Origin of the sequence: Micromonospora sp. NPDC048871 (assembly GCF_043198155.1) — a bacterium.
Lineage (GTDB): Bacteria > Actinomycetota > Actinomycetes > Mycobacteriales > Micromonosporaceae > Micromonospora.
This window is the reverse complement of record NZ_JBICUM010000014.1, coordinates 56,538-80,430: the sequence shown is the minus strand read 5'-3', so window position 1 is coordinate 80,430 and position 23,893 is coordinate 56,538. Positions and strand designations below refer to the sequence as shown.

The following is a 23,893-nucleotide window of genomic DNA, read 5'->3' as shown; positions in this document are numbered from 1 at the left end:
GCCCGAGATCTTGGACAGTTGGCGTTACGCGCTAGCGGTAACTGTCCAAGATCTCGCGTTAGCCCTGCCCCGTACCGCCCGCAGGTGGGCGATCGCGGGTGCAGCGGGGCGGCACACCGCAGACCTGGCCGACACCGACACCGACACCGACACCGGATCATCGGCCCAGGTGGGTGAAGGCGGCCCAGGCCAGCGGCGCGGCGTTGTCGACGCGGGAACAATGAACGGCCAGCTCCGGCGGCATTCCCTCCGGTGGGGCACGGTGCGGGTCCAGCATCCACAACTGGGCCCGGTGCAACGCCTCGGCCGGTGCACATCCCTGCTGATGCAGGAAGTGGTGGACCTGGTACATCAGCAGAGAGGTGCCCACGTCGGGCACCGACCACAGGGAGCCGAAGACCGTCTGGGCGCCGGCCGCCAGGAAGGCGGTGGACAGGCTGAACGCCTCGTCGGGTAGCCCACCGGCGAGGTTCGTCGTGCAGGCGGCTAGGAACACCTGGCCCAGGTCGAGGGCGGCCACCCGGGAAACCTCCAACAGCTCACGGGCCGGCAGCAGACCACCGGCCAGCACCAGGTGTGAGTCGGCTGGTCGGGCCGGGTCGACGCGCCCGTGGCAGGCGAGGTGCAGCAGGGATGATCCCGCCCCGACGGTGCGTACCCACTCCAGGACGGCCTGCGGGCGTGCCAGGTGCTCCGGGTCGTCGGTTGGTCCGCCGAGATAGCGACCCTCGGGGTGGAACCGTCCGTGGATAGCCTGGGCCTCGATGCCGGCGAATGGCAGGTCACCGAGCGGATCCCCGACCACCAACGCCGAGCGGACCGGCTGTACCGGACGCGCTGCGGCAGAACAGAGCAGCCGGGCGGAGGGACTGTAGGAGACGATCAGGTCGTGTACGGCGTAGCGGCGACCGGACGCAGTCTCGCGGTAGGCGGCATGCCAGGGCACCAACCCGAGTACGCCCATCGGGACGAGGACCACCCGGGCCGGGCTCGCCGAACCCGGCGGCCGCAGGTATTCCACCAGGTGACTCATGGCCGCCCGCCAGGCCCACCGGCACAGGTCGTCGATGGCGGTTCCCACCGACGGTGCACGATGCCCGCCAACCGGACCGGCATCACGGGGCCCGCCGACCGGACCGGCATCTCGGGGTGCTCGGCTCCCCGACTCGGTGAGGTCGGTGCCGAAGGCGGCTCGCAGCAGCCTGCGTACCGGCGCGTTGTCGTCGGCCGCCAGGTCGGGTAGTTCGAGGATCTCGACCTGGCCGACCCTGGGGACCACCACGGCCAGGCCCGGCACCGGGTGCGCGGCCGGCACCAGGTAGACGAGGGCGTCGGCCCCCGATTCGGTGAGGGCGCTGCTGATCTCGTCGGGGCGTACCTGTGCCAGCGGGCCGTGGGTGGTCAGGTCGAGGGCATGCAGTACCCGCAACCGCAGGTCGTCGGGGACCTCCTCGCCGGCGAACACCGCACCGAGGGGGTCGCCGGTGAGCTGGTCGCGGCCCAGTCCTCTGGTCTGTCGCCATTCCCGGGCCAACTCGGCCTGCCCGGCCTCCTCCAGCAGGTCGGCCATGTTGCGGGAGGCGGTGGCGGCGTGCAGGACCAGACCACGCCCCGCGTCGAGGGCGGCGACCAGGTCGTCGTCGGCCTGGTCCTGGAGGCACCACCGGACGACGGTGGTCGCGGTCGCGGCGGCCTGCCGGGCGGTCGCCATGGCGTGATCCGTACCCGCCTGCAGAAGCACCCGCCGGGCGCGGCCGTGCAGGCCGTCGAGCCCGAGCCGCCGGGTCCGCGCCCGGTCCGGGTCACCGGCCAGACGCAGGGCGTACGCGAGGTCGTGCACGAGTTCGACCCGAATCGCCAGGTCGGTCGCCGTCTCCGCCGTCGCCTGCTCCAAGAGGGCGACGGCGGAAACGGCGGCCTGCCGCTGCCCAAGGCGCGCCAGGGGGAGTTGGGCTTTCGCGGCCGTCGCCAGGCTGGCCACCCGCATCACATGGCGTTGCTCGAACCGGCCGGCGAGGTCGGTCAGATGGTCTGCCCACTGGCGCAGCAGCGTGAGGTCGAGACGCCGGATAGCCGCCATCACCTGTACCGCGCCGGCCAGCACCGAGAGGCTGGTGACGTAGGTGAGGGGACCCGGTGGCAGCGGAACCGGCGGTTGCGGCCGGATCTCTCGACCGTCGAGGTTGGCCACCAGGTCCTCAACGAGGTGGACCATTGGATCCAGCAGGGCCGCGTTCAGCCGCGACGGGCCGAGTCGACGCCGCAACGCGACGGCTCGCCGGGTCGCCGTCCGCATGCCCTCCACATCCCCCATACGCCCCGAACCAAGTGCCGCCATCACGGCCGACACCACCTGCGTCTCAACGACGACCGCAGTCGGGGACTCGCCGCGCGCAAGGTCGGCCGCTATGACGCGCGCGGCGCGGTGCGAGCGGTCATCCCTGTATCGTGCTGCTCGGGTATGCAGCAAGTGCGGCAACATCGCCCGGAAGAGTTTTGCGTCGGCCTTGGTCACCGTCTCGTCGGCAGCGGCTCGCAAGAAGGTCCGCAGGCTGTCGCCTGCGGCGCCTCTGCCGACGGTGACCTGGTCGAACTGCTCCAGCATCGCTTCGGACAAGTCCAGCATCACCGTCATGCCCGCAGGCGGGTCGTCACCGACCATTCGCCCCACGGCCAACAGGTGGTGCAACCTCGGCGAGTCGATCTCGACCAGCGCCTCCACGGCATGGCCGAGCTCGGTGCTCAGCAGTACGGTGGCCAGCAGCGCTCGGTCGCGTGTGCTGCTCTCGGTCGCGTCATCCAGTGCGTGGCCCCCCTCATCGAGGATCTCCCGCACCCGGTGCAGGCTGGGTGGAGCGCGGTCGGGGTCCCGGGCAGACTCGTGTTCCAGCAGGGCCTTGGCGACGACCACCCGCGTGGCGTGCACCGACAGCAGTTGGTCCGGCGTTCCCCCCTCGGTGAGGGCGCGATCCAGACAGCGGTCGGCGGTCTCCAGGCTGCCCGGCACCTCGGCGGTCTCCCAGCGCGCCAGGTAGGTCTCACCGAGCTGTCGCCACACCCACATCGGCCGGGGGGCCGAGGGCAGCGCCCGTTCCAACAGGGTGACCGCCTCGGTGAGGCTGTCGAGGTCGCCGAGGGCGTGCAGGAGCTCAGCGAGGGCGACTCCGCAGGCAGGATCGTCATCGTCGGCACACACCGCACGCCAGCAGTCGATCGCCCGGGTCAGGTTCGCCGGATCCGGGTCCAGACGCCACCGGGCGGCGTACGCCTCGGCCTGGTGGCGGCGCAGGTGAAGCCGCATGGCCTGCCCGGGCGGGCAGGCCGCCACTGCCCGGTCGACGAACTGGATCGCCGACTCGAGGCTCATGCGGTCCTCGCGCAGGCCGGCCGCCTCCAGGTAGGCCGCGACCAGTTCCGTGCAGGCTAGGAAGTAGTGGGGGGTGGTGTCCGGGGACAGCCTGGCCAGAGATTCGGCCAGCAGGGCGGTCCCCTGATCCAGGTCCGGTACCTCCTGGCCGGCGTGGTCGTACCGGTTCAGCAGGACCACACCCAGCAGCATTCGGGCGTACGCCGTGGACTCCTCACCCGAGGGGGCAGAGAGCACGACCTCTAGGTCCTGCATGGCTTCGACGCCGTACTCGATCGTGGCCTGCGGCGTCTCGCTCTGCGCGTACCGCCAGAGGTACCGGTTCCAGATCGACTCCAGCAGGCTCTCCGCCACGTCCTCGCGTTCCGTGTCGTCCGGCGGCCACCCCCGGTACGCCTCGATCAGGTGCCGGACCGCGCCCTCGTGGTCGGTGCGGTCGTCGTCCAGCCAGGTCCGTTCCAGGTGGGACATGCCTTTCGCCCAGTGCCAGAGCGGTGCCTGCTCGTGGTCGGGGGCACGGGTCAACGCCCGGTCGAACTCGACGATGGCGGCCCGGAGGGAATCCTCGTCCTGGTCGCGTGCGTAGCGTTCGCCGTACGCCTGCCCGAGCAGCCCGGCCAGTTCGGCGGGGTCCTCCCCGGGGGGTGGGGCGGCCGCAAGCACCCGCAGGTGGGCGATCCAGTCGTCGAGGGGTACCTCCTCGGTCTCCTCGTAGCCGTTCACCGACGCTCACCGGCCAGCTGGGCACCGCGACCGGCGGGCACCTCGGTGACCACCGGCACGGCCAGGGTGATCCAGTCGCTGGCGCCCGCGCCGGCGGCACCGGCGTCCCGGTGCACCGCGGCCAACCCCAGTCGGCCCAGGAGACCGGCGACGGCCAGTGGGGTACGCCTCCGGTCGCGCCAGATGTCCTCGATCGCCGGCAGCTCGAACGGGGCGGAGCTGAACTGTTCCTCGGCGGCGAGCAGCAGCAGCCAGTCCCGGGTGCGCGCTCCCGGTCGCACCGGATCGCCGGCCGGCATGGTGAACTCGACCGCTCGGCCGTACAGCGCCGCCCCGACCTGCCCGGGTGCGACATGTTCCCCGGCGAAGAGGGTGGCGTGGACGCGGTGCCGTTCGGTGATGTTCAGCAGGACGAAGAAGAGTGGCCGGTCGCTGTCGTTGCGCAACCGGATGAAGACCGTCGGGGGTCGCCAGGTCCCCTGCTCCCACCGGTAGCGAAGATGCAGGGTGCCGTCTCCGCCCGGCAGCAGGGGCGGGCGGTGCGCGGGTGCCGCCGGCTCACCCGGGCGGGCCTCGACCAGTTCCAGGCCGACCGCTCCGGTCAGCCGGGAGATCGGGTTCACCAGGGCCTTGACCTGATGCACCCGGGCCAGGTGTTCCAGGGCCAGGACGGCCCGTCGACCGCCGTCGTCGAGGGGCAGCTCCGGGCAGAGCGGGAACCCGTCCGCGTCCCGGATGTGCACCCGGTCCGGCTGGCGTACCTCCAGCAGCAGGTCGGCACCGCCCTCGACCGGTCGTACGTGCGGAGAGGGTCCTCCCCCCGGCCCGGCCGAGGCCAGCGCGGTGAGCACCGGGTCGGTCGCCCCGTCGACCGCCACGGTGACCCTCGGCATCGGGACCCGGCTCAGCACCACCGGGTACTGGGTGTCCTCGTCGGGTTCCCAGCCCAGCGGCGCGACCACGCTGCGTTCCGGATGGACCCGCATGATCCGCGCCTCCCGCAGCAGTGTCCCGGGTACGGCGACCCGGACGTCCTGCTCGGCCGAGGCCAGGGACAACCCGTGGCAGGAGCCGGCATCGATCTCCCATTCTCCCCGGACCCTACGCATCCGGATGCCGATGGCGGGCAGGGTGATCCGTCCACCCAGGAAGGGCTGGTCGGCGATGCCGGGGGTGACCGGTTCCAACTGCGGGACCTGCTGCCGGGACCGGCGTTCCACCTCGCATCGCGCGGCCACCAGCAGGTCGCGGTAGGTCGTCGAGGGAGCCAGCCGGCGCATGGCGCTCAGCAGGGACCAGCTGAACAGGCCGTACGCCCGTCCGTCCGCCCAGGTCTCCCCGGCCGTCTCGGTCGACCGGCAGGCCGCCAGTGCGACATGCTGGGTGGGTGGCCGGGTCAGGACCTGGCGCAACTGCGGCAGCAGTGCTTCCAGCCTCGGCGGGGTGGTCGCGGCGGGGGCGTAGCGGACCAGGTCACGGGTGCCGCTGTGGGAGTGGCAGCTGTCCAGCACGACCGCCAGGTGCGCACCCGTGGCGGCTATCTCGCCGCACAGCAGCAGCAGTTCCTTGTCGTAGAGGTCCGGCACCTGGTCGTGTCGGCTGTCGTGGCAGACCAGGGTCTGCATCTGACCGGAGGGCTCCAGGTGGGACAGTTCCTCCGGCACCGGAGCCCAGGAGCCGTGCCCGCTGAACCAGAACAGGGCGGTGTCGCCCGGCCCGGCCTGGCCCAGGTGCTCGCGTAGGCCCGCGATGACGGCCTCACGGGTGGCATCCTCGTTCGCCAGCAGCCGGATGGCCTGCGGGTCGCTCACCCCGGCGCGTACCCGCAGATAGTCCCGCACCGCGAGCACGTCGTTGTGGCATCCCTGAAGCGGGCCCACGGCCTGGTAGCGGTCGATCCCGACCAGCAGCGCGAAGACCCGCCTGGTCATCATCGGCTCCCCACCGGCACATGCAGCCAGCCGTGTTCGACGAAGCCCTTGTCGGGCAGGTCGATGGTGATCTCGGTGAACTGGTGGGGCAGCGGAGGAACCGCGGAGTGCCGGATGACGTCCTGGTAGAGCAGGTCGGGTACGCCCAGGACGTAGTCGGCGGTCGGGGTGTCCCGGATGGCGGCCCGCAGCGGTGGGCTGTCCAGGATCCGGTGCACCGCGATCGCCGCGGTGCCCACCCAGCCGCTGTCGGCCGGTTTCATCAGGCCACGGTGCAGCGCTACCCGCAGGCGTACCCGTTCCTCGGCGCTCAGGCCGTGGTTGGTGCGGCGCAGGGCTTCGGCCAGACCCTCGACCAGGTCCGGGATCACCCGCGACTCGTCGATGCCCACCGGCAGGACGGCGAACTGCCCGTCGCCCTGGGCCTGCAACACGACCGTGGCCTCGTCCAGGCCGGCGTTGGCGCGGGCCTGGGCCAGGGCCCGTACCAGCCAGGACTGGGTCCGTTCGGCCAAGTGGTTCGGTCGGCGGCTGTAGCCGGTCACGTCGGCGGCCAGGCACAGTCGCACGGCCGCGCCACTCGGTACGGGGTTCTCCGGCAGGGCCTCGCCGAAGGCGATCGAGTCCACCAGGGTGGCGGATCGGCGTACCGGCCGCTGTCGCCAGGTGCCGAGGGTTTCCACCCGCAGCCCGATGCGCCCGGACAGGAACCGGGTCGAGGGGGGCACCTCGATCAGGGCGTGCATCCCGTAGGTCAGCGGCAGGAACATCGCCCCGGAGGGGTCCTCGTAGGTCCAGCCGAACCGGTGCCGGTGCAGGCCGAAGGACCAGGCTCGGGGACGGCCGGAGCGGGGGGCCAGGCGGAGCAGCCAGCCCTGCCGGGTGGTGGCGGCGTGGATCGCCAGGTCGGCGGCCGGGGTCAACGGAGACGGGGAGGCGGCGGTGTAGCTCAGGCCGAGGGTGCCGCCGTCCCGGTCCAGCCGTACCGCCAGGGACTCCTCGTCGTCGAGGGTGACCTCGAACCGGACCGAGGTGTAGCGCCGGGCGTCCGGCGGCTCGGTCAGGTCGAAGGCGACCAGCAGCCCGTAGTAGTGCCGTCCGGAGGCCTGCGCCCGGCGGCGCAGTTCGACCGGCAGATCCTCGACCGGCACCGGGAAGATCAGCGGGCGACCACAGCTGACCGTACCGACGCCGAAGGTGGAATCCGGATCGTCGTCCCCTCGCACCTGGTCCGGTCGAAGCGACAGTCGAGCCAGCACCTCGGAGGGTCGCAGCCGATCCTCCTCCGGCTGTGTCGAATGGTTCCCGGTCATCGCCCCTCCAATCCACCGTTCGTCCATTGGTCGGCAACCGACAACGGCGCACTGCCGGGCCGTTCGAGGCACCTGATGTCACGCTCTTGGGATGCCAGGAGAATTGGCGTCTAGATGCACCCGAACGACGAGTTTCCGGTGCGGGCTCCGATCATCACCGAAACCGCTGGAACGGGAACGGAAGTGTCGCCCAGTCGACAGATTCCGGCCGGCCGCCGGATAACCCGGACATCCCCCACGATGGTCCGACCCCGTCACGGGAATCCCGTAGAAATGCGGGATCCGGCAGGCCAGGGCGTGTCAGGCTCAAGCCTGAGGCAACAAGAGGAACGACTACCCTGGCCCCACTTCGGACGGCGGCAAACGGCCGAGGTGGGGCCAGCCCTCGGCCCGACGGGTCGACGCCACCCCGCCACACCGCCCTGCGGGGCGATCACACCCCAGCCTCCCGGCCGCCGACGATCAGCCGAACGTCAGTCGACCATGAATGATCAGCTTGACCCGGACACAGTTTCCGGCACCCGTTTGGACACTCATTCAGTCCCTTCAGTCGAAGTAGCCGTCAGGACATTTACCAGTACCGTCCGTGGGACCATCAATCACATTTCACTCCGATACCGGGAACGCTCGCCCCTCCCCTCTTTGACACCTGAGCCGGAGAATCATGTCCGAACTGAACGCGATACGAAGCGAAGTCCGTGACGCGAAGCGGATGCTGGTCGACCTCGACCGCACCCTGGGCCTGGTGGGCAACCATGTCGTCCAACTCGGGCAACAGCAGCAGGTCGCCAGGGAGGAACTCCTGGCGCTGCGCGCGGACTTCCTCCGCTTCGTCCAGCAAGCGGAACGGACCGCCAACCTGCAACGCGCCGAGATCGCGATCAACACCCTCAAGGGTGACCTCGAGCATCAGTTCGGCCATCACAAGGTGGTCCGCCGGACCGCGGTCGGCATGCTCCAGTCGTTCGACCTGGGGTTGGTCAGCGAGGAGGCCGTCCGGGCGGTGGGCGACCAGTTGATGGTGCAGACCCCCCGCTACTGGCTGGCCCCCGTGCTGGTCGCGCTCGCCTCCTGGGCCGGCGACGATCCGGAGCTGTGTGTCCGGGCGGTCGAGGAGGCGTACCGCCGCTCCCCGCATCGCACCTCCCTGTTCATGATGCTCGTCCTGCGTCGGCAGGGGCGGCTGACCAGCGCCGCCCGGTGGCTACGGCACTACCTCGACGCGCAGGACCCCAAGGCGCTCAACCGCGAGTTCGCGGTGATCCTGGAGGCCATCGCCCAGGGCGCCTTCGGACCGGCCGGCATGGAGGTGGTCCGGGACCGACTGGAAACCTGGCGTCGCCTGCTGCTCGACGACAAGGAGTCGATGGTCGCCCAGGTCAACCGCTGGCGCCGGGAGATGGAGACCCACGTCCGGGTGGAGGAACTCGCCAAGGACTTTCCCCGCCTGGCGACCGCGTCACCCCAGTGGCCCCAGTTGCAACGGGTCCTGGCCGGTGCGGAGGCCCACCAGTCGATCATCGACCGGTACACCGCGCTGATGGACGCGGAGGCGCCGCCGAACAGCCGCATCGAGGACGCCATCGACGACATCCTCGACCGGCTGGTCGACGAGTACGACCACGAGGAACTGCCACTGCGTCGGGAACTCGCCGCCAACGAGTCGATCGTCCGGGCCGGTGGTGACCTGGCGGCGGCCGAGACCGCCCGCTCCGAGACCACCACCCTGGACGACACCCGCGACTATCTGACCATCCAGACCCAGTCGGCACTAGAACCCGAGGACATCGGGGTGTCTACGCAGACCCAGCGGCTTGCCGTGGCCTTCTGCCATGTCTGGATGGACGAGGCGCACACCGCCTTCACCCGCGACTACCGCCTGGCAATGCCCGCGAAGGTCCAGGTGCAATTCGACCTGAGCGGCAGCGCCGGGCTGGCCGGATTCCGACCACCTGCCTGGACAGGCTCCTTCGACCAGCCGATGGACGCCCTGGAACGGTCGCTTAACCAGCACTGGGACCGGTACGCGCAGGCGTACCTCAACACCCTGGCCTTCCGGTGGGGCCAGAAGCTCATCGTGCCGGCCGTGGTGCTCATTCTCGTCCTGCTGTTCGTCGCCGCCGCCAGCAACGTGGGATTGGGCATCGTGATCGCTGTCTTCGGCGGGGTCGCCTGGCTGGTCTACCTCAAGGGTGAGGCCGACAAGGCCCGCGCCGCCCAGGACAAGGCTCGGAGAAAGGTGGCGGAGGCCAAGAAGGAGTCCGTGCTGTTGCTGCGGGCCGCCGCGGCCGAGTTGACCGACTGGACCAGCCGGTTCAGCGCAGCCGACGGCAAGGAGACGCAGGTGAAAGAGCTGATCGCCAACCTCGCCACGGCGGGCGCACCCCGCAACCCGCACGAGCGACGCGCGGTCGACCCTCTGGAGGAGAACTGACATGTCGTCGACCGACCGCGCCGCCGAGCCGACCCCGGACGGGCCCGTCGAAGCTGAGGTGGTGCCGTGGGCCCGGCAGCCCACACCGCCGCGTCAACGCAAAACCAATCGGGTACGCCGGATCGCCGAGGGGTTGCCTGACTGGGAGCCGATGCCGCCGGGCGAGATGGTGATCCGCCGCCCTCGGCAGGGCTGACCGGTGCTGGTCGGTGACGGCGGCTACCAGCGGTGGGCCGCATTCCTTGAGCAGTGGCGGGCCGGCTCCGCCCACCACCCGCCGGACCTGCCGACCCTGGTCGAGCAGGACTACCCGGCGGAGGTCTGGCTGCGGCTGGTCACCCGACTGACCGATGCCCTGGCGCACCGCTTGCAGACCTGGGCCGATGGGCTGATCGACGCCATGGCCGCGACCCGGGACGAGTTCGAGACGGCCCGTGCCCTGACCCAGGCCCGGCGCGGACTGGCCGCCATCCGGGCCGTCGCGGGTCATCCCGCCCTGCCCGGGAAGCTGACGCGGGCGTTACGCGATCAGGTCGACGAACAGATCCGGCTGGTCCAGCGGGCCCTGGAGGACGGCATCGACGACGCCCGCCGGGCCGGGCTCGACGACCGGCTCGTACAGGCCAGACTGCGCACCCTGCGGGACAACCCACTGACCGTGCCGGACCGCTCGGCCGCCGGGACCGGCTGGGCCGCCGCCCCGGCCCGTCCAGGCCGCCGGATCATCGTCGATCCTCCCGTACGACCGACCTGAGGAGCGCCCGTTGTCCCATTACGACGAGGCCCGCCGGGACCTCGACAGCTACATCGCCGCACGGGTCCCCCTCATCGGCATCCGAACCCCCGAGCAGGTACGCGCCGTGCGGCTGCTGCGCGAGGTGGCCTCCAGCACCCGTCGGGTCAACCTGCCCTTCTCCATCTACACCCGGGCCACCGGCCTGCGGGACCTGCGCACCAACAACTCCCTGCAGGACGACCGGTCGCTGGTGGCCGCGATGGATTTCGCCGCCAGTCAGTTCACCCGGCGGGCACAGGCGACGACCGCCTTCGTGGACCCGGACATGCTCGACTCCGACTCCCCGGTCACCCGTCACCTGGCGGAGTTGGCCCGACTGGCCGACGACCACTCCGGCAGCATCGTCCTGATCACCGACACCCCGTTGTGGAGCGGGCTGCAACGGCTGGGCATGAGCATCACCCTGGAGCCGCCGAACGTCGACGAGATGTACGACATCGTGGTCGGCTTCCTCAAGGAGCAGCAGGGCGCGATCACCATCGACTGGACCGCCGCCGACGCCCGACGCGCCGCCCAGTTCCTGGTCGGGGTGCCCGAGGGCACCGCGGTGAACATCCTCGCCACCATCGCCACGGCCGGACGCCTGCACCGGGAGGATCTCGATCGGCTCACCGAGGTCAAGGACAAGCACTTCTCCGACCTGGCCGGCCTGGAACGGGTCCCGCTGGGAGCGGCCGACCACCTGATCGGCGGTCTGCACCAGCTGCGTACCTGGCTGGACCTCCGCCACAAGGTGATGCTCTCCGACCTGCGGGAGACCTGGCTGCGCCCACCCCGGGGGGTGCTGCTGGTCGGGGTGCCGGGCTGCGGAAAGTCCCTCTCCGCCAAGGCGGTGGCCGCCCAGTGGCGGCTACCGCTGTACCGGCTCGACTTCGCCGCCATACTCGGCATGTACGTCGGGCAGTCCGAGGCCCGGTTGCGGGAGGCCCTGGAGATGGCCGACCGGACCGCGCCCTGTGTGCTCTGGATCGACGAGATCGAGAAGGGCCTGTCCGGGCAGTACGACTCGACCGGGGTTAGCCGGCGCATGGTCGGACAGTTCCTGTACTGGTTGCAGGAGTCACGGTCCCGGGTGTTCGTCGTGGCCACCTCCAACGACGTCCGTTCCCTGCCACCGGAGCTGCTGCGTAAGGGGCGCTTCGACGAACTCTTCTTCGTCGACCTGCCGGACGAGACCGAACGGGCGGAGATCATCCGGCTCTACCACGGCCGCTACCTGCGCACCGAGCCGGACGAGGAACTGGTCGGTCGGCTCGTGGCCGCCTCCGACGGCTTCGCCGGCTCCGACATCGAGGCGGCGCTGCGCGAGCTGGGATACACCGTCCACACCGAGGGCGCCGCCAGCCTGCGGCCCGAGTTCGTCGTGGACACCTTCGTCAACACCAACCCGATGAGCCGTACCCATCCCGAGGAGATCGCCGAGCTGCGGGCCTGGGGCCGGGAGCGGGCGATTCCCGCCGGTGCCTCCGGTGCCGCCGGTACGCCGGCTGCCGGTGGCCGCCGCCGGGTGATCGTCCCGGGAGACACCTGACCAGGAGAATCAGATGAGCAATGATCAACAGCCCGACGGCGGGATCATCTGGAACGTTCGTGCCCTGGTCGGGGACCTGGCCGATGAGCTGCCACCGGAGTCCTCCGCCGGCAGGCCGCAGGAGTCACCCGCCGGCAGGCCGCAGTCGAGCCGCCCGGTCGGCGGCCCGGCTGCGTCGCAGGCGACCGGGCCGGGACGGATCGCTACCCCTCAGCCGCCGGTGCGGGGTGAGTGGGTCAGTTCCGGCCAGGTGGTCCCGCAGTCGAGCGGAATCTCGATGGGCAAGGCGGTCGCGGCGGCCGGTGTCACCCTGCTGGTGATGGTCGTGGCGCTCGTCGTCGCGGTCGGGTCGACCGACGACGACACCTCGACCGGCACCTCCTATCCCGACTTCCCCGCTGGGGGGCCGCACTACCCTCCCCCCGAGGATGCGGGGCTGCCGGAACCGTCGTTCGTCCCGACGACCGAACCCGCTGAGCCGACCTTCGACGATCCGGAGGACCTGGCCCTGGCCCAGTTGGACCAGTTCCGCCAGCAGGACCTGCCGACGGTCTCCCTGGCGGGCCAGTACGTCGCCCAACTGGCCTCCAAGACGGTGGGCATCGTCGACCGCAACCAGATCGCGGCCAACGGCTCACACACCTTCTACGCGCAGGACATCCTGGCCGAGCATCTTGAGCTACGGAACAGGTTCGACGGCGAGACCCGGGTGATTCTGCTGCTGAGCACGGACTACGGGCGGCAGCAACTGTACGGCGGCGAGCCGCTCTGGATCACCCTCGCCCTCCCACCGGGCAGTTCGAAGGAGGCCGTCGCCCGCTGGTGCGCCAACCAGTTCCCCCAACTCACCGGAACCGACCTGGACAACCAGTGCGTGCCGCGCCGGCTGAATCCTGTCGGGTCCTCTTGAGCCGCGCTGCCGTCGGGTGGGGTGGTGATCGACTCCGTTACGCCGAAGTGGCGGCTTCCGACCGCCGCGTACCCCGCCGTTTCGGCGAAGCGGCGACGCGCTCGCCGAGGCTCGAAGCCTGTCGGCTTGTCGACAAGGGGGCGAACCGGAAGCCGGGGATTCGTCAGCGTGCGCGGATTCGACCACGTGGCTGTGGCGAGCGGGGGTCACTTACCGGCGCGGGGCCGTGATCCGCAAATCCCAGCCTGGAGGATCACTCTCGTCGTTGGGTAGAAGGCTTGCGTCGAACCAGGTGGCGCTTGGCCGTCCCGCTTGTTCCCATCGTTGTAGCCAGGTCCGTAGCGCTGCCAGGGACGGGGAGTCTGCGCTGTCGGCGAGGATGGTGCCATCGGTCAGGATCACGGCGGCGGAGGTTGCGGTGGTGTGTCCGATGCCGCGCCTGCCGTCGCCCAGGGCGGTGAGACTGCGTTGTGGCCCGCCGACGATGACCGAGTAGGCCGTCCATGACAGCCAGTCCAAGGGCGCGCGGTGGTAGGTCTCTGTGTGGTCGGGGTCGAGCAGCAGGTTGAGCGCTGTGCGGGCACCGGTGTGCTGCGGGTCGTCATCGTCGCGCCAGCCGATGGACATCCAGGCCAGTTCGGGATGGTCAACGCGGTAGTCCACCCAGCGGGCGGGGATGGTCAGGGCGTCTTCCACGGCAGTAGCGGTGCTCTGGGCGTAGCCGCCGAAGGTCACCGTTTCGACTCGCGGTTGTCCCTTGGTGAGGGTGATGGTCGCGACCAGGGTGGTGGATGGTTGCGCGGCGATGGGAAGGCAGGCCACGATGCGTCCGTCTGGGGCGAGTTGGTCGACCCATGTTCTGGGCAGCCGTGGGGGCGTGCACCAGGCCGCGATTCGCTGGTAGGGAGCGTTTGGCCGGTAGCCGATCATGCCGTCGGCAACGTGGCAGGTGATCGTGGTGACGCCGCGTTGGTGGTGCAGCCGGTTCGCCCATGTGACGAGGTGGTCGCTGATGTCGACGCTGGTCACGCGCCCGGACGTGCCGGCTCGGGCGGCGAGGAGCGCGCCGGAGTATCCCGTGCCGGTGCCGATTTCCAGCACGTGGTCACCTTCGCTGACCTCAAGGGCGATCACGTCCCGCTGGATGGCCTCCGGCGCGGACCGATGCAGGGTTTCACCGCGGTTCTCGTTGTGGACGTAGTAGCGCTCAGGCACACCTCCGAGCAGTGAATCGGCGACGGCCACAGGACTCCCTTCCATCACGGGCGGTGGCTTACCGTCAGCGAGCTCGCCGCTGGGTGCGGCGGCGGTGACGATCCGCCCCGAGACGCCACCGATCACGAACTGGTTTGTGAGATGGATCTGTCATCGAGGCTGGGCGATGGTGCCGCTGAGGGCGGACCGGGAGGCGCTCACGGGTGTTCATGCAGTGTTGTTGGCCGAAGCGTAGTTGTGGCACATCGTGCAGGTCGGACCCTTCGGCGCAGCGCGACGAGGATCCGCTCGGTGAAGTCGTCTTCCTCCAGCGGATGAAGTACCAGCACACCGTCTGCCACGGCGGGAAGTCGACCGGTGGGCCCCATCCTCGGGCGACTGCTGGCAGGGGCGGGCATCACCGATAAGGCCCATTCGGTGCTGGAAATGAGCCTGGCCGCCGCCCAAAAGATCGGACTTGCCGAATACGCCCAGGCCATTGGTGAGCTGCTGGCGAACCTGCCCGAACAGGGTGAGACGACGTAGGACATCGGGTTATCGGTGCTCTCGGATGAGGACCTCGAAGAGGGGGGCGTTTCCCCAGGCGGGGCGTAGGCAGGTGACCCATTGCCAGCCCCAGGACCGGTAGGCCGCCTGGGCGGGGGCATTGTCGGGCCGGGCGAGCAGGGTCATTCGGGACTCAGGGCGGGCACCGACGAGTTCGTCATGTAGCGCCCGTGCGATCCCCTGGCGCTGCCAGGCGGGGCGGACCAGCAGCTCGCTGAGGGCGAAGGTACGCCGCCCGTCCTCCTCGGTGAAGCCCGCCGGATACGGTTCCTCGATGCCGTTCCACCATTTGGTGTCCGGCGCCAGTGGGAATCCGTAGATGTAGCCGACCAGTTCGCCGTCGACCGTTGCCGTCACCATCTGCCACCCGGGTCGCTGGCGGTGCAGCGTGAGTTGGCGTCGGTACCGGTCCTCACCGTAGAACTCCCCGGCGTCCGTGTAGATCTCCACGTAGAGGGCGACGAGATCGTCGGTGCGCTCCTCGGATTCCGCGGCGTTGATGGTCTCCAGGACAAGCTTGTCGATCATGGGGCGATCCGCTCGTCATATGCCTGGGTGAATTCTCGGACCGGCGCTGTTGGTTGCCGCAGTCGACCGAGGTCGGACCTGATCTGGCCCAGATGCTTCGTGACTCGCTGGGAGTTCAGCCGCCGCACGGCGGGCAGCACATCGAGGGCCATTCGCGCAGCTTCGTTGATGTCTCCCTGCCGGCGGGTCGCCTCGGTCAGGTGGACGGCGTAATAGACCTGGTTGCGCCGATGTTGTGGCGAGGGATGCTCGGCGACCGACCGGAACGCCTCGGCCGCGCGGTCGGGTTTGTCGAGGTCTAGGTACGACAGGCCACGGATGCCCTGCACCTCCTGCTCGTTGACGAAGTGCACGAAGCCTTCGTCGTCCTCGTGCGGGCCGCGCTCCAACTCGTGCCGGGCCTTGGCCATGGCGCGTTCGTGAGCGCTGGCGTCACCGAGTTCGGCGAGCGTGTGCGCCCGGCGCAGATGCAGCAGCGTCCGCAGGCGTGGGGTGGCCCAACCGGCGGAGTTGCGCAGGGCGGCCTCGGCGCAGTGCAACGACTCGATCGGCTGCACCGGCCGCAGCAGCAGCGAGAGTTGGGTGAGAGCACGTACCTCGACGTGCGGGTCGTCGGCGATCCGTGCGCGGGTGATCGCCTCGTTGAGGTATGGCCGGGCGGTGGCCCGGTGCTCGGAGTCGATCGCCAGCCAGGCGGTTTCGATGGCGAGGTCAGCCAGGGCACTCTGGAGGGCTTCACCCACATCACGGCTGTAGCGTGCCTTCGCCGCCAACTCCGACAGGCGGGCGTGGACGTGAATCGCCACCTCCCGAAGACCGTTCGCGCCGATGACGGCGTCCGCCCGTCGGAAATCATCCACCACGCTGCGGGCCAGCCGCACATGGTCCATGCCGATGGCGGGTGTGGCGTCGACGGATCGCGTGAGCAGGTCCAGTTGGTCGCTGGAGCCCAGACCGACCAGAGCGGCCAGAGTGGTGAACTGTCGGCGGTTCGTGGTGACCACCTCCCCATAGGGTGATGCGTCCAAAGTACCCGGCTTCTCGTCGGGTGAATGCGGTGCGGAAGAGGCCCAGCCCACCGGAGCCGGGTCCGCACCTTTGCGGAGCAGCCGGAACCAGAGCAGTTTTTCGGGAATGCGCAGCAGGGTGGCCCAGTGGGTGAGGCGGTCCAGGTGGATCGGTGCGGGGCCGTTCTCGATCCGGCTGAGTTGGGCCTGGGTGATGCCGAGCCACCCGGCCACCACGGACTGGGTGAGCGGCAGCCGACCGTGGTACGGGTGGTGCCGGTAGGCCCGGATGAGGTGCCCCAGGTGGCGTCGGGCCAGCGCGGCGCGTACCGGCTGGTGGTCCCAGAAGGGTGGTGGCACGGCCGGGGGTGCGGTGAGCCGGTCGCGTTCGGCGGCCTGGCAGTGGGCGCAGCGTCCGCTGTGGTTGTCGCGCGCCAGGCGTCCCCCGCAGCGGGGGCAGTTGGCAGGTGTCACCGGCAACCTCGCCGTTCGTGGGCGACTGGGTCGAGCCCGTCTATTCAAGCCGTTTCCGGCGATGCCGGTATGCGCGCCACGCATATCGACCCGGCCACATTCTGCCACCGACTGCATACGGTGCGCGAATTCCGCTGACGATCATTCCGGCATATCGGGGTGGGTCGGCCGGGTCCAGGGTGGAGACACGGCCCGGGGCGGGTGCCGGCTCCGGTGGCGGATCGGCCTTCCCCCGTACGATCTGTCACCGCTCCCGCCCGCCTCGGTGCCGTCTCAGAATGTCCATCGCACCGGAGGCTCACATGCGCGACCACCCTGCCGTGACATCCGGCGGCATCGCCGAGGCGGTCTTCGGTCGCGCCGCCGCCCGGTTCTGGGACACCGTGCAGGAGGGCTGCCCGGGGCTGCTGCCGGAGGGGGATGCGCCGCTGATCGTCGCCGGGCTGTTGCGGCTGGTGGGTGGCGGTGACGACCGGCCGGGGCGGTCGGCCCTGCTGACCGTCCTCGGCCGGGTGTACCGGGAGCACCGGCTGCGCCCCGACCATGCGGCCCTGGTCGGGGCGGCGCTGACTGTCGCCGTACCGTCGATGCCGCCCGGGGCCGCGACTTGGCGGCGGGCCTGGCGGTTGGTCGAACGCGCCGCCGCCCGGGTGGGTGACGGGCCGGCCTCCTGGCCGGTCGAGGTCCTCGGCCGGGACCGGGCCGGGGACACCATCACCACCCTGACCGTACGCCCCTGGCGGCGGCTGCCGTTCCGGCCCGGTGACGCGGTGCCGGTTAACGTGCCGCAGCATCCGGGGCGGTGGCGCTGGTACTGCCCGGCCAATGCGCCGCGCGCCGACGGCACCGTGGAGCTGCATGTCCGTGCCGTGCCCGGCGGCGACGTCTCACATCGGCTGGCCCATCAGGTACGCCCCGGCGACCTGCTGCGGCTCGGCCCACCGACCCCCACCGGCCTGGCCCTGCCCGACTCCCCGACTCCCCTGCTGCTGGTGGCCGGTGGCACCGGGCTGGCGCCGCTGCGTGCCCTGGTCGAGCAGATCGCCGCCGCAGCAGCTCAACCGGAGGTCACCCTGGTCGTCGGGGCCCGGACCTTCGCCGACCTGTACGACGCGATCACCCTGGACAGGCTGGCCCAGGCCCATCCCTGGCTGCGGATCGTGGCCGCCCTCTCCCACGACCTGAGCGCCGAGCCCGGTGAGCAGGGTGACGCCCTCACGGTCGCGCTGGACCATCTGCGCCCCGACCAGCAGGTGTACGTCTGCGGGCCACCCGCGATGCTCGCCGGTTCCCGGCTGCGGCTGCTCGCCGCCGGGGTGCCCGCCGACCGCATCCACCTGCCGGAGGGGATCCCGTGGCGCTGACCGACCTCTCCTACCTGGGTAGGAGGTGGCGGCCAGACCTGTGGTCGCGGTTGGGGCCTGCGGTCGGGCGCGCGGCGGCAGCCCGCCGAACAGCATCGGGGTATGACTGCTACCTATCCGCGCCAGGGGACGTCCTGGCACCGTCCACTTATGGTTTTCGTCTGGGCGATGGCGGGCCTCGCCGTCGTCTCCGCCGTCGGCGTCGTGGTCGACGATCGGGTGTCGACCGGTGTGCCGATCTGGCTCAAGCCGTTGAAGTTCGCGGTGTCCTTCGTGTTGTACGGGGTGACCCTGGCCTGGCTGCTCTCCCTGCTGCGCCGACGCAGCCGGGTCGCGGAGTGGACGGCCACCCTCATCGTGGCGCTGGGGGTGGTGGAGATGGCCATCATCGTCGGTCAGGTGTTGCGGGGCACGACCAGCCACTACAACGTGAGCAGCCCGTTGAACGCGGTGCTGTGGATGCTGATGGGTGTAGCGATCATGGTGCTGGCCGTGGCGCACCTGGTCCTCGCGGTGGTGGTGCTGCGGCAGCCGATCGCCGACCGGGCCGGCCGGTATGCGATCGGGTTGGGGATGGGGCTGGCGCTGCTCGGCATGGTGGTGGCGACCCCGATGGTGATGGCCGGTGAGACGTCGACCGTCGAGGGGATCGCCGGGGCGCACAGCGTGGGGGTGGCCGACGGTGGCCCCGGATTGCCGCTGGTGGGGTGGAGCAGCACCGGTGGGGATCTGCGGATCGGCCATTTCGTGGGGCTGCACGCCATGCAGGTGCTGCCGATCCTGGCGATCCTGCTGGGCCGGTTCGGCGGTGGCCGTCTCGACGGGGGTACCCGGGCTCGGCTGCTGCTCGTCGCGGGTGGCGCGTACGCCGGGCTGACCCTGCTGTTGACCTGGCAGGCGTTGCGGGGGCAGCCGCTGCTGCGGCCGGACCTGCTGACCCTGGGGGTCGCGGCGGCCCTGCTGGTCGGTACGGTCACCGCCGCCGCGCTGGTGGTGGTCCGGGGCCGCAAACCCGAGGTGGCGTTGGCGGCATGAGGGCGCGCAGCATCAGGTGGGCGGGGCCGGGAGAAGGAGCGCAGAGATGACCGAGGTGCTGTTCACGTTGACCTTCGCGGTGGCCGCGCCCTTCTGGGCGCTGATGATCCTGGCACCGAAGTGGTCGGTGACCGCCCGGGTCATCGCCTCGCCGTGGATCGTGCTCCCCGGTGTGGTGATCTACGCGCTGCTGGTGCTGCCCGCCCTCGGCGAGGTGCTGCCGGCGGTGGCATCCCCGACCCTTCAGGGGGTACGTGGCCTGCTGGGTGAGCAGAACGGCGCGGCGGCGGGCTGGGCGCACATGATCGTGTTCGATCTGTTCGTCGGCCGGTGGGCCTGGCTGGACAGTCGCAAGCGGCAGGTGCCGTCGTTGGTGATGGCGCCGGTGCTGCTGTTGACCATCCTCCTCGGCCCCCTCGGCCTGGGCGCGTACCTGGCCCTACGGGGCAGGTGGACTCCCCGCCGTACCGATCCGGAGGGCTAGGGTGATCTCCGTGGGGTGGGTGGGACGCCTGTTCGACGCGCGGGACAGCTTCGCGCGGATGCTCCTGCTCGACCTCGCGGGCCTCGGCTACCTGATCTTCAACCCGCTCGGTGGCAGCGGGCCGGTGGCCACCCAGTGGACCCTGGCGGTGATCGCCTTCTCCCTCGGCCTGCTGTTGCACCACCGGCCGGTGGTCAACCTGGTGGCGCAGACCGCCCTGCTGGCCGTGGCGATCCGACTCCTGGACGACATCACGATCAACCAGGTGGGGGCCAGTTGGGCGTTGCTCGAACTGACCATGCGCGCCGGGTCCACCCGGACGATCTGGCTGGCCGCGGCCGGGCTGGCGGCGGTGGCCCTGACCGACTCGATCGGCAGGCCCCTGCCCCGGTTCTTCTCCGGGGTGGTCGGGCTGCTGCTGGAGGTCGGGGTTCCGCTGCTGCTCGGCCTGGTCGTCCGGACGACCCGGGAGTTGGCCGCCCAGGCGCAGCAGCGGGCGGCGGAGGAGCAGCGCCGCCGGGAGTCGGAGCAGCGGGCCGCCCGCGCGGACGAACGCAGCGCCATCGCCCGGGAACTGCACGACGTGGTGGCCCATCATGTGGCCTCGATGGTGCTGCGGGTCGGTGTGGCCCGGCATGTCCTCACCGACCTGGATCCCCGGGTGGGCGCGGTCTTCGACGACGTGCACGGCACCGGCACCGCGGCCCTGGCGGACCTGCGCCGGCTGGTCGCGGTGCTGCGCGACCCCGAGGCGGTACGCGGGGACGCGGCGCTGACCGCGATCGAGCCGTCGGCGTTGCCGGCCGCCCTGGGGGCGGCCGTGGACCGGGCCCGCCAGGCCGGGATCACCGTGGAGGCCGACATCGACCCGGCGATCGGTGCAATCGACGCGGTACGGGGTCTGGCGGTGCTGCGGCTGACCCAGGAGGCGCTGACCAATGTGGCCAAGCACGCCGGTGCCGCCGCGGTGGCCCGGCTGACCGTGCGGGTGGTCGAGGGGGCCGTGCACTGGGAGGTGGTCGACGACGGGCCGGGCCGGGTGCCGGCCGGGCTGCCGGACGGCGGTGGCCACGGCATAGCGGGGATGCGGGAACGGGTGGCGGTGCTCGGCGGCCGGTTGGCGGCCGGGCCGGTCGAGCAGCCGGGCAGGGGCTGGCAGGTACGCACCGTGCTGCCCGCCGCCACGGGAGGGGTGTCATGATCCGGGTGCTGCTGGTCGACGATCAGCATCTGATCCGCGCCGGTCTGCGGATGCTGTGTGAGTCCACCCCCGACCTCGAGGTGGTCGGGGAGGCCGACAACGGTCGGGAGGCGGTGTCCCTGGCCGCCCGGCTGCGGCCCGAGGTGGTGGTGATGGATCTGCGGATGCCGGGGGTGGACGGGATCACCGCCACCGGTCGCATCCTCGCCGAGCGGCCGGCCACCCGGGTGCTGGTGCTGACCACCTTCGGCGACGACGACCACCTGTATCCGGCCCTGACCGCCGGGGCCTGCGGGTTCCTGCTCAAGGACGCACCCCCCACCGAGCTGCTCAACGGCATCCGACGGGCGGCATCCGGGGACAGCCCGTTCAGCCCGCAGGTGCTGCGGCGGCTGGTGCAGCGGGCGGTGCACGCCCGCCCGGGCACCCCCCAACGTCTGGACGGGCTGACCGCGCGGGAGCAGGAGGTGCTGGGGCTGGTCGCCGAGGGCCTGTCCAACACGGAGATCGCCCAGCGGCTGCACATCGGTGTCACCACCGTCAAGACCCACATCACCAGCCTGATGACGAAGACCGGCAGCCCCAACCGGGTACGCCTGGCGTTGTTCGCCCACGGGGTCTGAGGGGCCGAGATCTAGCTGCGGTGGGCCTGCTCGGGCCAGAGCACCGTGGTGGGGATGCCCCGCTGCCGGGCCATGTCGATGGTCCGGTCCGTCGAGGCCGCGTGGCGGCCGGCCGACCCGTCCCAGACCGCGATCAGCCACTGCACCCGGCTCAGCAGTTCCTCGTTGGCGGCCAGGTAGGCGGCCGTGCCGGAGTGGCGGTGCCCGGTGTGGATGATGACGCTGGCCCGGCCCAGCAGGTCGTCGAAGTCGGCCCGGTGGGCGGCGGTGATCGTGTCGCGGTAGTCCAGGGCGGGCAGGATCACCTCGTAGGTGCCGCCGGTGGCCAGCACCACCCGGGCGAAGATCTGGTCGGTGCCGTCGGCCAGGCAGGTGACACCCCGCACCGGGTGGTCGCTGAGCCGGCCCAGTTCGGCCCGCAGGGCCGCGGCGATCGGCCCCACACTGCCGCGGGTCAGGTGGATGTGGCCGGTGATGCCGACCCGCAGCGGGCCGGGTTCACGGCCCATCGACCGCTCCCGGCCGTGGGGCGGGCACCGGGCTGGTCAGCCGGATCAACTCGAAGCCGCTGTCGGACAGCACATCCGGCAGCGCCCGGATCTCCTCACGGTTCTGCTCCTGCACGGCCGGGCTCAGCTCGTCCCAGGGGCGTAGTTCGGGATGCCGCTGTCGGAGTTCGTCACGCGGCTCACCGTACGTCCAGCCTTCCGCCCGCCGTTCCTGGCACCATCGTTCATGTTCCAGCCGGGCCAACTGTTCGATGCCGTCGGCGATGGCCTGCCCGGCGGCCGAGGCGTCACCGGTGTTTCCGTGCCGGGGGGCGACCACGCAGCCCAGGTTCAGCAGCTTGGCGGCGATGTCCTGGACGTGACTGCGGTTGGCCCGGCGCAGGGATTCGGGCAGCCCGGACCAGTCGACCATTGCGGGTGCCTCCCCGAAGCTCATCCCGGCCTGTTGTCGGGCGTGCAGGTACCGCTCGTGGATCTGCCGGGCCAACCGTTCGGTGAGATCCTCGGCGATCAGCCCGGCCTCGCAGGCGTGGGTCAGCACCGGGTAGAGACACAGCTTGCCGTGCACCTCGTCGAGCAGGTCGTGTCGGGAGTCGCCGTGGAAGGCGGCCGCCAGAGCGGCCTGCCGGTAGACCGGCACGAAGACACTGCCTCGGGTGCCCTGCCACAAGGCGGGAGTGTCCAGGGCGAACTGCAGTCCGTTGTTCTCGCCGGGCAGGCAGAGGTAGATGCGGTCGTATCCGCCCGTGGTGAACTGCGCCAACCCGGTGAGTTCGGCGATGTCCAGATCGTAGGTGGACACCTCACAAACGGTACGCAGGAAGGGGTAGCGGGCCGCCACGAGGGCCAGTTCGGCCCCGGCGTCCGGGGCCACCAGGTCCACCCGCAGTCGGGTCCCGGCGTCCTGGGCCCGCCAGTGCCGGGCGGTCTCGACCAGCAGGGCACGGCGGAAGCTGCCGTTACCGACGATCAGTACGGTCGTGGCCCGGCCCCGGGCGGGTTGCAGGGGATGGTGTCGGTGCAGCGCGCGGGCGGCGATGTCGTCGACGTGGAAGTAGTCCAGCCGCAGCCGGCTGGAACCGGCGGCCCCCAGCCGCCGGGCCTGCAACGACAGGCACACCTCCGGATCGTGGACCTGGACGTAGACCCTGGGAGGATTGCGCCGGTCCTGGATCAGGCGGCTGGCGGCGTTGGCGATCGCATGGTTCAGGTCGTCGTCATGGGTGCAGGCGTAGATGGTGTGGGCCCGGGGCAGACCGGCCCCCCGCAGCACCTCGGGGCTGCTGGGGTCGCCGATGACCCCCAGGTAGCGGGGCTGGCGGTACTCCAGAGGCCCGAAGGGCTCGGAACGCACCACGACCACCCGCTCCCCGTCGGCGAAGAGACGGTCGGCGAGCATCTGGGCGAACTGGGAGTCCCCGCAGACCAGCACATGCCCGGTGGCCCGCCGGGCCCGCCACCGACGGATCTCGGCGGCCAGCAGCAGGCGGGCCGCCTCGGCGACGGCCAGCAGGGTGAACAGCGGGGCCACGAAGCGGGCCACCTGCAACTGCCACGGGTACGGGCCGGGGTTCTCGAAGGGCTCGGCGCTGAGGACGAACAGTTGCAGCGCGTAGTAGAGCACGTCGTAGGAGTCGTGGATGGCTTCCGGACGACACCTGCCCAGCCGCTCGAAGCCGATCCAGCCCAGCGTCAGGGCGACCGCTCCGATGACGCCGAACACCACCCGCAGCCACCAGGCGGACGGCCGGACGAAGCCGGAGGCCGGGTCGGTCATCGAACGGTGTCCTCCTCCGGAGGGCCGTCGGGGCGGGCCCCGGCCGGGTCGGGCCGCCACGGTCGGCATCCCGGCCACCGGACTGGCCCATGGGCCAATGGTATGGGACGAAGTCGATCACCAGA

General features: G+C 70.9%; 19 protein-coding genes. 11 read left to right on the top strand and 8 right to left on the bottom strand.

All coding sequences use genetic code 11. The features are described from left to right. Positions 1–157: 157 nt before the first annotated feature. Genes ACGFIK_RS24275 through ACGFIK_RS24265 form a run of 3 tightly spaced genes read right to left on the bottom strand, consistent with a single transcriptional unit; the run spans position 158 to position 7,334 of the window. On the bottom strand, positions 158–4,090 hold the full coding sequence (locus ACGFIK_RS24275; protein WP_393341479.1) for a CHAT domain-containing protein: 3,933 nt from the start codon (positions 4,088–4,090) through the stop codon (positions 158–160). Further along, entirely contained in the window at positions 4,087–6,021 is a 1,935-nt protein-coding gene (locus ACGFIK_RS24270; protein ID WP_327025810.1) for a caspase family protein, read from the bottom strand. Before ACGFIK_RS24270 ends, ACGFIK_RS24275 begins: the two co-directional genes overlap by 4 nt. After that, positions 6,021–7,334, bottom strand: a complete 1,314-nt coding sequence (locus ACGFIK_RS24265) for a hypothetical protein (protein WP_327025809.1) — start codon at positions 7,332–7,334, stop codon at positions 6,021–6,023. Before ACGFIK_RS24265 ends, ACGFIK_RS24270 begins: the two co-directional genes overlap by 1 nt. Before the next feature lie 664 nt (positions 7,335–7,998). Here ACGFIK_RS24265 and ACGFIK_RS24260 point away from each other — a divergent pair. From ACGFIK_RS24260 to ACGFIK_RS24240, 5 genes are read left to right on the top strand one after another with little or no spacing between them, the layout of a single operon-like run. Then, a complete protein-coding gene (locus tag ACGFIK_RS24260) occupies positions 7,999–9,768 on the top strand; it encodes a hypothetical protein (protein ID WP_327025808.1) in 1,770 nt (589 codons plus the stop codon). A gap of 1 nt (position 9,769) precedes the next feature. Beyond that, positions 9,770–9,964: a hypothetical protein gene (locus tag ACGFIK_RS24255; RefSeq protein ID WP_327025807.1), complete on the top strand. Its 195-nt coding sequence runs from the start codon at positions 9,770–9,772 to the stop codon at positions 9,962–9,964. A 3-nt stretch (positions 9,965–9,967) separates the two neighbouring features. After that, positions 9,968–10,522 (top strand): hypothetical protein, encoded by a 555-nt coding sequence (locus ACGFIK_RS24250; protein WP_327025806.1) that lies wholly within the window; start codon positions 9,968–9,970, stop codon positions 10,520–10,522. A gap of 10 nt (positions 10,523–10,532) precedes the next feature. After that, entirely contained in the window at positions 10,533–12,095 is a 1,563-nt protein-coding gene (locus ACGFIK_RS24245) for an AAA family ATPase (protein ID WP_327025805.1), read from the top strand. Positions 12,096–12,108: 13 nt separating this feature from the next. After that, entirely contained in the window at positions 12,109–13,005 is an 897-nt protein-coding gene (locus tag ACGFIK_RS24240; protein WP_327025804.1) for a hypothetical protein, read from the top strand. A gap of 210 nt (positions 13,006–13,215) precedes the next feature. Here ACGFIK_RS24240 and ACGFIK_RS24235 read toward each other — a convergent pair whose 3' ends face one another. Beyond that, positions 13,216–14,346: a methyltransferase domain-containing protein gene (locus ACGFIK_RS24235; RefSeq protein WP_327025803.1), complete on the bottom strand. Its 1,131-nt coding sequence runs from the start codon at positions 14,344–14,346 to the stop codon at positions 13,216–13,218. 231 nt (positions 14,347–14,577) lie between these two features. On the opposite strand from ACGFIK_RS24235, the gene ACGFIK_RS24230 reads away from it, so the two are divergent. Continuing rightward, entirely contained in the window at positions 14,578–14,745 is a 168-nt protein-coding gene (locus ACGFIK_RS24230) for a hypothetical protein (RefSeq protein WP_327025802.1), read from the top strand. 9 nt (positions 14,746–14,754) lie between these two features. Here ACGFIK_RS24230 and ACGFIK_RS24225 read toward each other — a convergent pair whose 3' ends face one another. Both ACGFIK_RS24225 and ACGFIK_RS24220 read right to left on the bottom strand, forming a co-directional pair. Continuing rightward, positions 14,755–15,294, bottom strand: a complete 540-nt coding sequence (locus ACGFIK_RS24225; RefSeq protein WP_327025801.1) for a GNAT family N-acetyltransferase — start codon at positions 15,292–15,294, stop codon at positions 14,755–14,757. Continuing rightward, positions 15,291–16,775 (bottom strand): helix-turn-helix domain-containing protein, encoded by a 1,485-nt coding sequence (locus tag ACGFIK_RS24220; RefSeq protein WP_393341474.1) that lies wholly within the window; start codon positions 16,773–16,775, stop codon positions 15,291–15,293. Before ACGFIK_RS24220 ends, ACGFIK_RS24225 begins: the two co-directional genes overlap by 4 nt. A 302-nt stretch (positions 16,776–17,077) precedes the next feature. On the opposite strand from ACGFIK_RS24220, the gene ACGFIK_RS24215 reads away from it, so the two are divergent. From ACGFIK_RS24215 to ACGFIK_RS24195, 5 genes are all read left to right on the top strand, one after another. Continuing rightward, positions 17,078–18,139, top strand: a complete 1,062-nt coding sequence (locus tag ACGFIK_RS24215; RefSeq protein WP_393341471.1) for an FAD-binding oxidoreductase — start codon at positions 17,078–17,080, stop codon at positions 18,137–18,139. 150 nt (positions 18,140–18,289) lie between these two features. Beyond that, positions 18,290–19,174 (top strand): hypothetical protein, encoded by an 885-nt coding sequence (locus ACGFIK_RS24210; protein WP_393341468.1) that lies wholly within the window; start codon positions 18,290–18,292, stop codon positions 19,172–19,174. Positions 19,175–19,220: 46 nt separating this feature from the next. Further along, the gene (locus ACGFIK_RS24205) at positions 19,221–19,658 is read left to right on the top strand and encodes an ABA4-like family protein (protein ID WP_393341465.1); all 438 of its coding nucleotides are present in this window, start codon (positions 19,221–19,223) and stop codon (positions 19,656–19,658) included. Positions 19,659–19,668: 10 nt separating this feature from the next. After that, the gene (locus ACGFIK_RS24200; RefSeq protein ID WP_393341462.1) at positions 19,669–20,859 is read left to right on the top strand and encodes a sensor histidine kinase; all 1,191 of its coding nucleotides are present in this window, start codon (positions 19,669–19,671) and stop codon (positions 20,857–20,859) included. Then, positions 20,856–21,482, top strand: coding sequence for a response regulator transcription factor (locus ACGFIK_RS24195; protein WP_327025795.1), 627 nt, complete (start codon positions 20,856–20,858; stop codon positions 21,480–21,482). Before ACGFIK_RS24200 ends, ACGFIK_RS24195 begins: the two co-directional genes overlap by 4 nt. Positions 21,483–21,493: 11 nt before the next feature. Here ACGFIK_RS24195 and ACGFIK_RS24190 read toward each other — a convergent pair whose 3' ends face one another. Together ACGFIK_RS24190 and ACGFIK_RS24185 are read right to left on the bottom strand one after the other, a co-directional pair. Continuing rightward, positions 21,494–21,991 (bottom strand): hypothetical protein, encoded by a 498-nt coding sequence (locus ACGFIK_RS24190; protein ID WP_327025794.1) that lies wholly within the window; start codon positions 21,989–21,991, stop codon positions 21,494–21,496. Continuing rightward, complete coding sequence (locus ACGFIK_RS24185) at positions 21,981–23,768, bottom strand: RyR domain-containing protein (RefSeq protein ID WP_327025793.1); 1,788 nt, start codon at positions 23,766–23,768, stop codon at positions 21,981–21,983. The genes ACGFIK_RS24190 and ACGFIK_RS24185 overlap by 11 nt, the downstream gene beginning before the upstream one ends. Positions 23,769–23,893 lie beyond the last annotated feature (125 nt).